Source organism: Orbaceae bacterium lpD04 (assembly GCA_036251935.1).
GTDB lineage: Bacteria > Pseudomonadota > Gammaproteobacteria > Enterobacterales > Orbaceae > Orbus > Orbus wheelerorum.
Genome location: CP133967.1, coordinates 178967 through 192565, shown reverse-complemented (window position 1 = coordinate 192565; position 13599 = coordinate 178967). Strand labels below are relative to the sequence as shown.

Below are 13599 nucleotides of genomic sequence, written 5' to 3'. Positions count from 1 at the left end.
TTTTGGCTTTGAATAATTCTATGCTAAGCTAGCGGGCTGATTATTTAATGACTAAATATATTATGTCTTTACCTATGATTATTACTTTTGCTATTTATATCGTCGGTATGATAGCGATTGGTTTTTTTGCCTTCCGTGCAACTAAAAATTTTGGCGACTACATTCTTGGTGGTAGAAAAATAGGCAGTTTTGTTACCGCATTATCGGCCGGAGCTTCAGATATGAGTGGCTGGTTATTAATGGGGCTACCAGGTGCAGTCTTTTTATATGGTATATCACAAAGTTGGATTGCAATTGGCTTAACTATCGGCGCTTATTTAAATTGGCTATTAATTGCTGGGCGTTTGCGTGTTTTTACCGAAGTTAACCATAATTCATTAACATTACCTGATTATTTTTCTCGTCGATTTAATGATAGCAGCTCGCTATTAAGATTAATTTCCGCAATTATCATTTTAGTATTCTTCACTATTTATTGTGCTTCGGGTGTGGTTGCTGGGGCTAAATTATTTCAAAGTACATTCGGTTTAAGCTACGGCTGGGCAATGTTAGCCGGCGCGGGTGCAACTTTTGCCTATACTTTTATTGGTGGCTTTTTAGCGGTTAGTTGGACAGATACAGTACAAGCTAGCTTAATGATGTTTGCCTTAATTCTTACTCCGATAATGGTTATGATCTCTTGTGGTAGCTTTGATAACTCAATAGAATCAATTCATCATCTAAATCCAAATTATCTCAATTTATTTTCAGGAATGGATACTATTGCCATTATCTCGCTATTAGGTTGGGGACTAGGCTATTTTGGCCAGCCACATATTTTAGCGAGATTTATGGCAGCGGATTCACACCAAGTGATGAAAAATGCCCGAAGAATAAGCATGACTTGGATGATTTTATGTTTAATGGGCGCTATTACTGTTGGCTTTTTTGGTATTGCGTATTTTTCTAATCATCCACAAGTCGCTTACTTAATCAATGATGGCAAACAAGAACGTATTTTTATTGAATTATCGAAACTACTCTTTAACCCATGGATAGCTGGAATTTTACTTGCAGCCATTTTAGCTGCAGTAATGAGTACATTAAGTTGTCAATTACTCGTATGTTCAAGCGCAATTACTGAGGATTTATATCGTGCTTTTTTTCGACCAAAAGCGAAGCAAAAAGAACTCGTTTGGGTTGGGCGAATGATGGTTTTACTTGTTGCCGTGATAGCGATTTTATTAGCAATAAATCCAAATAATAGTGTTCTTGATCTAGTAAGTCATGCTTGGGCCGGCTTTGGGGCGGCATTTGGGCCTATTATTATTTTTTCAGTATTTTGGCGTCGTATGACTCGTAATGGCGCTCTAATAGGAATGCTCGTCGGTGCATTTACTGTTTTACTATGGATAAAATTCGAATGGTGGAACTTATATTCTTTAATTCCTGGATTTGTCTTTTCATCAGTCGCAATTATTATGATAAGTTTGCTTGGGAAAAAACCAGAGAATGACGTATTAAATCATTTTGATAATGCCAATAATCTCTACCATAATAAATAGCTGAGAATAGTAGTCTGTAGCAGACATTGAAATAATAATAAGTTATACTTTTGGGCTAGAAAATAGAGTTTAATGCTTTTTATAATAAAATAGATCAATTTAAAGCTAATTATTTGACAACAAAAAGAAATAAATTAAACAGAGATAAAGGTAATATTATGTCAACAAATGTGATTAAACAACTTGAAGAAAGGGGCCTTATTGCCCAAGTCACAGATGAAAAAGCACTAGCAGAGTTGTTATCAAAAGAACAAATTTCACTGTATTGTGGTTTTGATCCAACTGCTGATAGTTTACATTTAGGTCACCTTGTACCCCTGTTATGTTTAAAACGTTTTCAACTGGCAGGGCACCAACCAATCGCATTAGTCGGTGGCGCAACGGGCCTAATTGGTGATCCTAGTTTTAAAGCCGTTGAGCGTAAACTAAATACACAAGATATTGTTCAAGATTGGGTTGATAAAATAAAAAAACAAGTTTCGCCATTTTTAAACTTTAATTGCGGAAATAATTCAGCCATCGTAGTAAATAATCATGACTGGTTTGGTGATATGAGTGTGCTTACCTTTTTGCGAGATATTGGTAAGTATTTTTCAGTTAATGCAATGATTAGTAAAGAAGCAGTAAAACAACGTATTGAGCGCGATGATGTTGGGATTTCATTTACTGAGTTCGCATACAATTTATTACAATCTTATGATTTTGCAAGCTTAAATAAAGCACATAATGTAGTACTACAAATTGGTGGCTCGGATCAATGGGGTAATATTACTTCAGGCATTGATTTAACAAGACGTTTACATCAAAAACAAGTATTTGGTTTAACCGTGCCTCTAATAACGAAATCAGATGGTACGAAGTTTGGTAAAACAGAAGGCGGCGCAATCTGGCTTGATCCTAAAAAAACGAGTCCTTATAAATTCTATCAATTTTGGATTAACACCGCAGATGCTGATGTTTATCGTTTCCTTAAGTTTTTTACATTTATGTCACTTGAAGAAATTAATGCCATTGAAGAAGAAGATAAAAATAGTGGCGCTGCACCTCGTGCACAATATATTTTAGCTGAGCAAGTAACAAAACTCGTTCATGGCGAGGATGGATTAATTGCAGCTAAACGCATCACTGAAAGTTTGTTTTCTGGCTCATTAAAATCATTATCCAAAGACGATTTTCAGCAACTAGAGCAAGATGGCATGCCAATCGTTCAGTTAGATAAAGATGCAGACTTACAACAGGCAATTGTTAATGCAGGGCTCGCACCATCTAGAGGTCAAGCAAGGACAATGATTGAATCAAATGCAATTTCAATCAATGGTGAACGACAATCTGCTGCTGATTATAAGTTTAATGATAATGACCGTTTATTTCAGCGTTATACATTGTTACGCCGTGGTAAAAAATATTACTGCTTACTGATCTGGAATTAAAATTTGTCATTGTATTAATCCTAACTTATAAATAGGAAACAAAATGAAAAATATACTATCTATTCAATCTCATGTTGTTTTTGGTCATGCAGGTAATAGTGCAGCCGAGTTTCCTATTCGTAGGTTAGGTGTCAATGTGTGGCCTTTAAATACCGTACAATTTTCAAATCATACACAATATGGTGAGTGGACGGGAATGGTTATGCCAGCAACTCATCTTATTGATATTGTTGATGGTATTAGTGCTATTGATGAATTAAAAAATTGTGATGCAGTACTAAGCGGTTATATGGGTTCGCCTGAGCAAGGTAATGCCATTATTGAAATAGTTAAAAAAGTTAAAGTAGCAAACCCAAATGCAATCTATATTTGCGATCCTGTTATGGGGCATCCTGAAAAGGGATGCTTTGTAGCACCTGGCGTAGCAGAGTTCTTATGTGAAACAGCGCTACCCTTAAGTGATATCATATCACCTAATATTCTTGAACTTGAAGAATTAACCGGTAAGCATAAAATTAATCATGTTGATGAAGCAATTATTGCAGGTCGAAAAATCTGTGAACGCGGTCCAAAACTCGTTTTAGTTAAACATTTGAGTAGCGCTGGCTACCAAAGTGACCGCTTTGAAATGTTACTTATAACGAAAGATGAGGCTTGGCATATTCATAGACCACTCGTTAATTTTGGTGTACGTCAACCCGTTGGTGTTGGTGATATGACAAGTGGTTTATTGATAGCTAATATTCTTAAAGGTAAATCGTTAGTTGAAGCGTTTGAGCACACTACTTCAGCCGTATATGCGGTGATGCTTGAAACCTTAAAACAAGACAAGTATGAATTGCAACTTGTCTCTGCCCAAGATGAAATTTCGAAACCAAGTCAATGGTTTAAAGCAAAAAGGATTGATTAATTAAAAAAATGTGTAAGAATAAACGAGTTACCATTATTAACTCTAAACATAACGATTATTGTGAGGCTTGCGGATGAAAGAAGAAACAATTGAAAATAAAGATGATATTGTTTCATTGGGGAAAAAATTAGCCAAATTACGTTTAGCCCAAGGTTTGACAGAATGTGATATAGCGACGAAGATCCATGTACGAACAAGCATAATACAAGATATTGAAAATGATAGAGTAATAAATGTACCTGCAATTTTTTATAAAGGCTATATTAAAAACTACGCAGATATTGTTGGTTTACCTGAAAATGAATACCAATCTTACATTGATACACAATTAAATCGACCATCAATTCAAATCATAAAAAACTATTCAAATAAAGAACAAACAAAACGATATACTAAACGAATACTTGTCATCAGTTTATTTATTATTTTAATGATTGTTGGAATTACTGCATTCCTTGTTTGGAGAGATAATAAAACCGAACTTGTTGAGGTAACTCATTATATATCGCCACCAACTTCAATTAATAGTTAAGCCTGCTAAATAAAAATAGTTATCTAGGCTAAAAATATTTATTAAACTATATTGCCTTGTGATAGCACGCCTATCATCATCGTTGATATGGCATATAAGCGTTACCTATTTGACTTTTCCAAGCCATTATTACTAATAGGTAACACTTTATATTAAAATTTATACTAGAGGTAAAATAACTTAATTTCCTCTTTCTACGTATAATTGCACTCTTCTATCTGGTTGTAAACAAGCCCTTAGTTCATCACCAGCTAATTTAAAACAACCATCGGTGATCGGGTACTCTTTCCCCTTGCTTTCAATAATATAATTAGTTTGAATATTATGATTTTGTAAATATTCTTTTATTGTCTCCGCGCGGGCTAAACCTAAATCATAGTTATATTGCTTAGAACCAATTCGGTCAGTATATCCAACAATTTTAATCGACTGAATATCACTTAAGTTATTGCCTAATAAATGAGAAACGAGTCCATCTAATTGTTTTTTGCCATCTAAAGAGGAGTCATCCAAAGATGAGCTGTTATATACAAATAATATATCTGCTGATATGGTTACCTTCTCTAATTTTGGCGTTAATTGCTCACTACACCAACTATTTTTTACATTAAATCGACCATTTTCGCTTGAACAGCTGGTTATTGCTAAAGCCATAGAAAATAGTGATATAATAATTAATATTTTTTTCATTTTTCATTCCTTACAATTTAGCTACCAATGATATTTATACCCAATCGTTCCATTATATTGTTTATATTTTCCTTTTGAATCACCAAAGGAATGATGATAACGAGTATCAAAATAAAGGTAAGATGAATTACCTAATGGTATTTGAGCCCCAATGCCAGCTTCTCCGGATGTTGCATTATCTGGGTAGTCAATAGAACTAGTACCAAAACTAACACCTTTACCGCCCATAAAGTCGTGAATGATATTTGCGATTAAATAAATAGATCGAGTTTTTAATTCTTCCGTCCCTGTATTATAAGCTAATCTCAGACCAACCCTTGCTCGTAATGTTTGCTGATTATGCTGATCAACAATAACATCAAAATTATGATCTCGATCGATATCAATATCGTTATATTTTAGATATTGATAGATCATCTGTGCTTGCGGTTCAAGTAACCAATCACCATTATTCAAACCATGATTAGTTAAAGCGTACGGCCTACCAACTTCGATAGAGCCCGCTACACCATAAGCATGATTTTTATTATCACTTGAATCATCGGTTGTATATTTATTACGAATATACGTCAAATTTCCAAGTAAATCTAAATAGCTACCATTTTCACTATAGTAAGTATAATAAGCTCCGAGGCCAAAAATATCTGATTGCCCATGACCCGTTTGAGCTCGCTGCGAAATATAATCTTGTGAATTTGTATCAAAAATAACATTTTGCGCATCATAAAACTTTAAATTATCTTTTGCGTAGGTGACCATAACACCGGAATGACTTCTTGAATTATCATTTTTATCGTAATTAACGGAAAAATCATAACCAAATTGAGCGCCCCATAACTTGGATTTATATTCAAGTCGCTTTTCGATTTGCTTAACATCGCCATAGTTTCCGATTAATCGCCCCCACACTTGCCCTTCATTATGTTCTATTTGACAAGTAGAACAATCATCCCATGCCATCGTTTGCTGTTCACTTACTCTTTGATGTAAAGTACTGATAATTGCATATTCAGCATTTAGGTTAGCTAAAGGCATTAAAGCCGTGCCAGGTGCTTTAGGATCAATTGGAACAATGTGTCCCGAATCTGGATTGGATGGACTAGCAAGTCGCCACGCATAGGTATTTGCATCTTTTTGTACCAAAAGAAGTAATCCTGCTCCCGTCGTATTTGCGAAACCGTAAAAGTTATTACTATTAACAGCATGATTATCAACAACAATGACATCATTAGAATATTTATCTTTCCATGTAACTTTATCAGATGTTACATCACCAATAATACCGTTTAATGTTTTTACTTGGGTATAGCCAGTTGCGGTTCCGGTAATATGGACAGAATCACTATAACTAGTCGACAGATCATTATTCCAAACCGTATTAACAACAATTGATGAACCATTTAAATTACGTTTATTTGAATCGCCATTATAATTACCCTTTATCAACAAGGTTGATACTTTACTAACATCATTTGGATTTTTAGTACTAACTAAATTAATTAACCCACTATTGGTAACATTACCATTAATAGTGCTTGTTCCTGGATTAGTCGAATATAATATAGAGTCACCATCAATATTTAAGTTACCCGTTCTAGTTGAAGAGAAGAGGTCACCATCTAACGTAATGATTGAACTCTCTAATAACGTATTATCCCAATTGACTAAGTTAACACCTTTTATATTATTGACAGTATCAGTAAACACATTTAAGGTTTGGCCCTTTAAAGTCAACTTACTACTATCTCCCGACCTCGTGGCGCCGCCTTCTAATTGAATATTATAATTCAATTTAGACGCACCAGAGATATGGCCAATGTTTGTTCCGTCTCCCATATGAAGATCACTGTTTAATATTCCGCCAGTCATAATATACTGTGCATTACCTGTTCCTAATATAATTTGACCGACATTATTTGAGGTACCAACAACGCTTGCCGAATCATATACACCACTAATAATACCATTAGTCTGATTGATAATATGATTACCATTTTGACTAAAATTAATATTACCGTAAAGCCAGCCAGAGTTTCTTAATCTAACATCAGAAGCGACTGTTGAAGATGCTTCAATGACATCTTGAGCATTAATCATCCCGGTATTAGTCACCGTTGAACCATTTAAAACACCTGTTTCAGCATTAATTACAATACCGCTCCCATTATAATTATTAGCACTATTCGTGATTAAGTATCCGCTATTTCTAATCGTTATCAAATTAGGCTGCTGAGTAAAAGGATATGATGTATTCAACGTTTTGCCAGTTGATACATTAATTGCTATTGAAGAATTATCGCCAGATATATTGATACGATTACTATTTTCAATACTAATGATACCATTATAACCTTCGACCTCAATACCTGTCGCTTTGGTATTTGCCGTAACTTCAATATCGCCCGTATTGATTACTTTTTGAGTTGAGCCATAACGATTATTAAAACCCCCATTTATTCTATCATCGCTTTGGTTATAGAATGTTGCCGAAGCATAGATTCCTGTTGCATCTGCACCTGCAGAGCTGATAATTAATTTACCTCTATTTTCAATATCATTAATAAATGAATGAGATTGTATACCGTAAGCATTGACGCCAGCAGAGTTAGTTGATGCAACCGTAATATCAGAACTTAAATCGATGCTTGTTGTAGCATTACTACCAAGACTATTGGTTTTAGCTAAAACACCATTAGCCTCATCACCGCTATTAACCGAATCAGTTATTACATTAATTAATGAGTTTATGTCGGTATTAATTTCTGCCTTACCACCATTTTGAACATAGTCAGTGTAAATACCTGTCGCACTTGCTGTTGCTGACTTTACCTCTATGCTCGTTTGATTTATATCGATATCAATCGATTTTGCACCAAACGTAGAAATCTCATTGGCTGTAGCTGTCGTTGTACTACCGTGAATGAGGGAATCAACAACATTGGATTTAGCAACAACCCCTATAGCCGATTGAGTAGCTCCATCTACAAATATATTACTAGCTCGTGTTTCCAAAGAGTGATCTTGACCAGAACCGTAAGCCTCACTGTTAATACCAATAGTATTTTGTGATACCGTCTGCCCAGTTGTTACAAGAGAAATATTTGAATCATTTATCGAGGTACTCAAACTACCACTACTAATGGTATTAAAGTTTTGGTAATCGTTTATACTCGTAATTAATGCTTGATCTTGATTACCATCTTTTAAAAAAGTTTGTACCCCGCGATCGGCTCCTTGACTTCCAGAGACATTTAAAGTTAAGTCATATATCTCTAACCTATTGTCAATCAAAGTACCTGCAATTGAAGGGAATAACCCAGACCAACCTAGTCCAATAAAGCTATTTTGGTTATTTGCTTGAGCTGTAGCTAAATTATTAAGCCCACCGCCAAAAATAGATTGGTTATCACCACTAATAAAAAGTGAACCATTACTTTGTTGTACAACGGATTGGTTTGTGCCACTGGGATAATCTGGACAAGCACCGCCATTATTACAAGTAATTGCGAAACTTTCAGAGGAGTAAAAATTACAAAGAGATAGTGCTATGATGGTAAGTGATACTTTGTGCTTATACTTTATTTCCATTTTCTTTTCCTTACTAATATTAATTATATTTTTGAGCTTAAATATTTGTACTTCAATTACGACTAAAAGAAGAAATTACTCTATGCCCTTGCTAGTATTAGTAAGATTTTTTTATAATTTAGCTAAGTCATTTGAGAATGAAATCATGACAAATAACAATAAAACCTATGTGGTTATATTAATGTTATTTAAAAAATAATAAAGAATTACTTACCTAAATAGATAACTTATTTTTGTTATCTATTTAGGTAAGTAAAATGAAATAAATGTACAAATATGATATTTTTAAAATTTTGGTATAATTACCGATTATTTGCTCAAAAATGACATAACATGATTGCGCGGCTAAAATTCCGAATTAAATAGCAAATATAAAAATATCGATAATTAAAATTGCGTTTGTGAAAAAGAACATATAGCTAATTTTTCCGATTCTTTGCAGACATTTTTAACAAATTTTGCTAATATTATTAACAAGTAATTTTTTATTTTATTTAGGTTATATATGAGCCATGCGCAGTCGCCAATAAAACGACGGGAATCTACTCGAATTTATGTTGGCAATGTACCCATTGGTAATGGCGCACCAATTGCTATCCAATCAATGACCAATACCCGTACAACTGACGTCGAAAAAACTATCGCACAAATTCAATCTCTTGAACGTGTTGGTGTTGATATTGTTCGAGTATCAGTCCCTACGATGGACGCAGCTGATGCATTTAAGCTAATTAAACAGCAATCTAATGTGCCATTAATTGCCGATATTCACTTTGATTACCGAATTGCGTTAAAAGTCGCAGAATATGGCGTAGATTGTTTACGCATTAATCCAGGAAATATTGGTAATGAAAGCCGTATCCGTAGTGTCGTTGATTGTGCTCGAGATAAAAATATTCCAATCCGCATCGGTGTAAACTCTGGCTCGCTCGAAAAAGATATTCAAGAAAAATATGGAGAACCAACACCACAAGCAATTGTTGAATCAGCTATGCGCCACGTAGAAATACTTGATAGATTGAATTTTGACCAATTTAAAGTTAGCGTTAAAGCATCTGACGTATTTACGGCTGTTGATGCATACCGCCTATTAGCAAAACAAATTAAACAGCCACTCCACCTTGGTATCACTGAAGCCGGAGGAGCAAGAAGTGGCTCAATAAAATCGGCAATCGGTTTAGGAATGTTACTTGCTGAAGGGATTGGTGATACACTGCGTGTTTCGCTGGCGGCAGATCCTGCGGAAGAAGTTAAAGTCGGTTTCGATATTTTAAAATCACTTCGCATTCGCTCACGCGGTATCAATTTTATTGCTTGCCCTACGTGCTCTCGGCAAGAGTTTGACGTTATAAGTACGGTCAACGAGCTAGAAAGACGATTAGAAAATATCATTACCCCAATGGATGTATCAATTATTGGCTGCGTAGTAAATGGCCCAGGAGAAGCACTTGCATCAACGATGGGCGTCGCCGGCGGGAATAATAAAAGTGGTTTTTATGAAGATGGTGTGAGAATTGGTAGAATCGATAATGATGCTATAATCGATGAATTAGAGGCAAAAATTCGAGCAAAAGCACAATTATTGGCTAACCGAATTGAAATTAAAACAGAATAATTAACTAAGTAGTGAAATGAAAATGGCAGAAAAAAAAATACAAGCAATTAGAGGAATGAATGATTTGCTTCCAACAGAGAGTTATCTTTGGCAGCAAGTAGAGAAAACCGTAAAAACAATTCTAAATAGCTATGGTTATAATGAAATTCGGACCCCAATCGTTGAAGCTACGGGTCTATTTCAAAGAGCTGTCGGTGAAGTTACCGATATTGTTGAAAAAGAAATGTATACCTTTAATGCTCGCAATGACAAAGATAAAGAGAGCTTAACACTAAGGCCAGAGTTAACAGCTGGCTGCGTTCGAGCAGGAATTGAACATGGGTTATTATATAACCAAGAACAACGTTTATGGTATTTTGGTCCTGCATTTAGGTATGAAAAACCACAAAAAGGCCGTTATCGTCAATTCCATCAATTTGGAGTAGAAGTTTTTGGTATTGAAGGACCAGACATTGACGCTGAATTAATTTTACTAACAGCCCGTTTATGGCAAGCGCTTGGTATTGCCGAGCATACATCATTAGAGCTAAATAGTATTGGTTCTTTAGAAGCAAGGGCTGATTATAAAAAAGCATTAGTTGCTTATTTAGAAGAACACAAAGATGCTCTCGATGAAGATTGTAAGCGCCGTATGTATAGCAATCCTTTACGCGTTTTAGACTCAAAGAATGCAGATGTACAAACAATATTGAATAATGCACCAAAATTATTTGATTATTTAGATGCCGAGTCAAAAACACACTTTGCCGGGCTATGCCAATTACTTGATAGTGCGGGGATAAAGTACAAGATTAATCAACGCTTGGTTCGTGGCCTTGATTACTATAATAGAACTGTTTTTGAATGGGTAACGAGTAGCTTAGGTGCGCAAGGTACGGTTTGTGGCGGGGGACGCTATGATGGATTAGTTAGCCAGCTAGGAGGACAAGCAACGCCTGGTGTTGGTTTTGCTATTGGTGCTGAGCGTTTAATACTACTTATTCAAACTGTTAATAACCAACTGAAAAATGATAATAATATTGATGTTTATATGATATCATCAGGCGAATTAGTCAATGGTCAAAATACAACAGCAATTGCTCAGCAATTAGCCGAAAGAATTCGTGATATCATGCCAAATAAACGAATTATGACCCATTATGGTAGCACTAACTTCAAAAAACAATTTAGTAAGGCTGATAAATATGGTGCAAAATTAGCGGTTATTATCGGTGGTAATGAAGTATTAGAAAAAAAAGCGATGATTAAAGAGCTACAAACAGGGAACCAATATGCGATAGAGCAAGACTTGGTAGCCCAAAAATGTTTAGAAATACTCGAAGGAGAATAACGTGAGTCATTCTGATAATGAAGAAAAACTACAGGAAATTCAAGAGTTTCTTGGTAAAACATGGAAAATTATGGTTGCGATTATCATAATTGGTTTACTTGCTTTTTGGGGGTGGCGTTATTGGAAATCACATAATGTAGAAAAGGCGATGGTTGCATCAAGTCAATACGAACAACTAATAGCTAAGCTTAGTAATGATGATCCTACCTCGATAGATGGACTAGTCAAATTTGCTGACCAAAACGATACTGTTTATAGTGTATTTGCTGACTTAAAAGCAGCACAACTTTATGTTGAAAATAAGAAAGATTATAGCGGGGCAGAACAATTGCTTATTGCCGCTAGTAAAAAAACTGATTCAGAGCCAGTGCTCGCTATTATCAATATTCGTATTGCAAGATTACAATATCAACTTGGAAAATATGAAGATAGCTTAAAATCTTTGGATAAAGTAACTAATAGTAATTGGGCATCGATTGTTAATAATATCCGAGGTGATGCTTTAGCTAAAATGGAAAAATACTCACTAGCTTGTAATGCGTATGAAGTAGCATTAGCATCTCAGCCAACGCCTGAGCAAGAAAAAGAGTTAAAAATGAAACTAAATAAAGCCCAATATTTAGCGGCAAAGCAATCGCAGGAACAACAAAAATCAGTTAAAAATTAATAAAGAATGGCTGAGAAATAGATAAACCTAAATTCTCACCCGCAAAGTAACAACAATATATTAAAGGCTTAATTAAGCTATTTGTAGGAAAAAACATGAATTTGCGTAAATATTTTTTAGCAAGTGCACTAGCTATATCATTGGCATCGATCACAACGGGTTGTTCTATCTTTGGTGGTGATAAAGATACGATTGAAATTTCTCCATCTCCAGAGACGCAGACTCCATTTCCACTGAGCCAACTGTGGAGTAATAGCTTATCGGGTAATACAAAAATATATTCTCAGCTATCTCCTACTGTAAATAACAATATCGTTTATGCAGCAGGTAGAGGCGGTGAAGTTAAAGCGATAGAGCTTTCAACCGGTAAAACCTTATGGAATATTGATTTATCAAATAGCTCCTTTTTCCATAGCCAGTCAGCATTACTCTCGGGTGGCGTGAGCGCAGATGATAAATATGTCTATTTAGGCTCAGAGAGAGCAAATGTTTATGCATTAGATAAAAATAATGGCAATGTCATTTGGCAGAAACAAGCGAAAGGCGAAGTTTTAGCCAAACCAATTGCACCTGAAAATGAAGTTATCATTCGTACAACTAATGGTTATTTACAAGCATTTGAACAAGATACTGGTAACTTAGCATGGGAAATACAAATGGATGATGAGCCTACCTTATCACTGCGTGGTCAATCTAAACCAACAGCAGCTTATGGTGCAATTATTCTTGGTGATGATAGTGGGCACGTAAATGCCTATTTCACTAAAGATGGACAATTAATCTGGCAGCAACGAATATCTCAGCCTAGTGGATCTACCGAAATTGCAAAACTTAATGATGTGGATACAACACCAATCGTTGAACAAGGCTTAGTTTATGCTATCGGGTATAATGGTAACATAGCGGCTTTAGATTTAAGTAATGGCCAAATTATTTGGAAAAAAGCACTTAGCTCAACACATAGTTTTGTAATGAATCAAGACCGTATTTTTGTCGTTGATCAAGATGATAATCTTTATGCGCTATCTAAAAATGGCGGTTCAATAATTTGGAAACAATCAGATTTACTACATAGACAATTAACTAATCCTATTATTTATCAAAATTACGTTATTGTAGGCGACTATGAAGGCTATCTTTATCTAATTGATATCAATTCTGGCGATATTATTTCAAAAACACAAGTTAGTAGCAGTGGTTTAGCAAATGAACCTGTAGTTGCTGATAATAAAATAATTATTCAAGCTAAAAATGGCAATGTTTATACATTTGGCCAAAAGTAATTTTTAACTT

General features: G+C 35.0%; 10 protein-coding genes. 8 read left to right on the top strand and 2 right to left on the bottom strand.

Features of this window, described 5'->3' with window-relative positions:
* Nucleotides 1–47: 47 nt before the first annotated feature.
* From putP to RHO14_00855, 4 genes are all read left to right on the top strand, one after another.
* Nucleotides 48–1544 carry a sodium/proline symporter PutP gene (gene putP / locus RHO14_00870; protein ID WVD71370.1) on the top strand — a complete coding sequence of 499 codons (1497 nt, stop codon included), beginning with the start codon at nt 48–50 and terminating at the stop codon, nt 1542–1544.
* Nucleotides 1545–1702: 158 nt separating this feature from the next.
* Entirely contained in the window at nt 1703–2974 is a 1272-nt protein-coding gene (gene tyrS, locus RHO14_00865) for a tyrosine--tRNA ligase (protein ID WVD71369.1), read from the top strand.
* 43 nt (nt 2975–3017) lie between these two features.
* Nucleotides 3018–3884 (top strand): pyridoxal kinase PdxY, encoded by an 867-nt coding sequence (gene pdxY / locus RHO14_00860; protein ID WVD71368.1) that lies wholly within the window; start codon nt 3018–3020, stop codon nt 3882–3884.
* Nucleotides 3885–3957: 73 nt separating this feature from the next.
* Nucleotides 3958–4416 (top strand): helix-turn-helix domain-containing protein, encoded by a 459-nt coding sequence (locus tag RHO14_00855; protein WVD71367.1) that lies wholly within the window; start codon nt 3958–3960, stop codon nt 4414–4416.
* Nucleotides 4417–4596: 180 nt separating this feature from the next.
* Here the strand turns inward: RHO14_00855 and RHO14_00850 are convergent, their stop codons facing one another.
* Nucleotides 4597–5106: an OmpA family protein gene (locus RHO14_00850; protein WVD71366.1), complete on the bottom strand. Its 510-nt coding sequence runs from the start codon at nt 5104–5106 to the stop codon at nt 4597–4599.
* Nucleotides 5107–5127: 21 nt separating this feature from the next.
* The gene (locus tag RHO14_00845; protein WVD71365.1) at nt 5128–8694 is read right to left on the bottom strand and encodes an autotransporter outer membrane beta-barrel domain-containing protein; all 3567 of its coding nucleotides are present in this window, start codon (nt 8692–8694) and stop codon (nt 5128–5130) included.
* A gap of 505 nt (nt 8695–9199) precedes the next feature.
* On the opposite strand from RHO14_00845, the gene ispG reads away from it, so the two are divergent.
* The 4 genes from ispG to bamB all read left to right on the top strand — a co-directional run bounded on the left by ispG (nt 9200) and on the right by bamB (nt 13589).
* Nucleotides 9200–10309, top strand: coding sequence for a flavodoxin-dependent (E)-4-hydroxy-3-methylbut-2-enyl-diphosphate synthase (ispG, locus tag RHO14_00840; protein ID WVD71364.1), 1110 nt, complete (start codon nt 9200–9202; stop codon nt 10307–10309).
* 22 nt (nt 10310–10331) lie between these two features.
* The gene (gene hisS / locus RHO14_00835) at nt 10332–11639 is read left to right on the top strand and encodes a histidine--tRNA ligase (GenBank protein WVD71363.1); all 1308 of its coding nucleotides are present in this window, start codon (nt 10332–10334) and stop codon (nt 11637–11639) included.
* Nucleotide 11640: 1 nt separating this feature from the next.
* On the top strand, nt 11641–12306 hold the full coding sequence (locus RHO14_00830) for a tetratricopeptide repeat protein (protein ID WVD71362.1): 666 nt from the start codon (nt 11641–11643) through the stop codon (nt 12304–12306).
* A 95-nt stretch (nt 12307–12401) separates the two neighbouring features.
* Nucleotides 12402–13589: an outer membrane protein assembly factor BamB gene (gene bamB, locus RHO14_00825; GenBank protein ID WVD71361.1), complete on the top strand. Its 1188-nt coding sequence runs from the start codon at nt 12402–12404 to the stop codon at nt 13587–13589.
* The last annotated feature ends 10 nt before the right edge of the window (nt 13590–13599 follow it).

Bases quoted from the DNA above. Each gene is read 5' to 3' on its own strand.
- putP (WVD71370.1), top strand. From the start codon at position 48: ATGACTAAATATATTATGTCTTTACCTATGATTATTACTTTTGCTATT.
- tyrS (WVD71369.1), top strand. From the start codon at position 1,703: ATGTCAACAAATGTGATTAAACAACTTGAAGAAAGGGGCCTTATTGCC.
- pdxY (WVD71368.1), top strand. From the start codon at position 3,018: ATGAAAAATATACTATCTATTCAATCTCATGTTGTTTTTGGTCATGCA.
- RHO14_00855 (WVD71367.1), top strand. From the start codon at position 3,958: ATGAAAGAAGAAACAATTGAAAATAAAGATGATATTGTTTCATTGGGG.
- RHO14_00850 (WVD71366.1), bottom strand. From the start codon at position 5,106: ATGAAAAAAATATTAATTATTATATCACTATTTTCTATGGCTTTAGCA.
- RHO14_00845 (WVD71365.1), bottom strand. From the start codon at position 8,694: ATGGAAATAAAGTATAAGCACAAAGTATCACTTACCATCATAGCACTA.
- ispG (WVD71364.1), top strand. From the start codon at position 9,200: ATGAGCCATGCGCAGTCGCCAATAAAACGACGGGAATCTACTCGAATT.
- hisS (WVD71363.1), top strand. From the start codon at position 10,332: ATGGCAGAAAAAAAAATACAAGCAATTAGAGGAATGAATGATTTGCTT.
- bamB (WVD71361.1), top strand. From the start codon at position 12,402: ATGAATTTGCGTAAATATTTTTTAGCAAGTGCACTAGCTATATCATTG.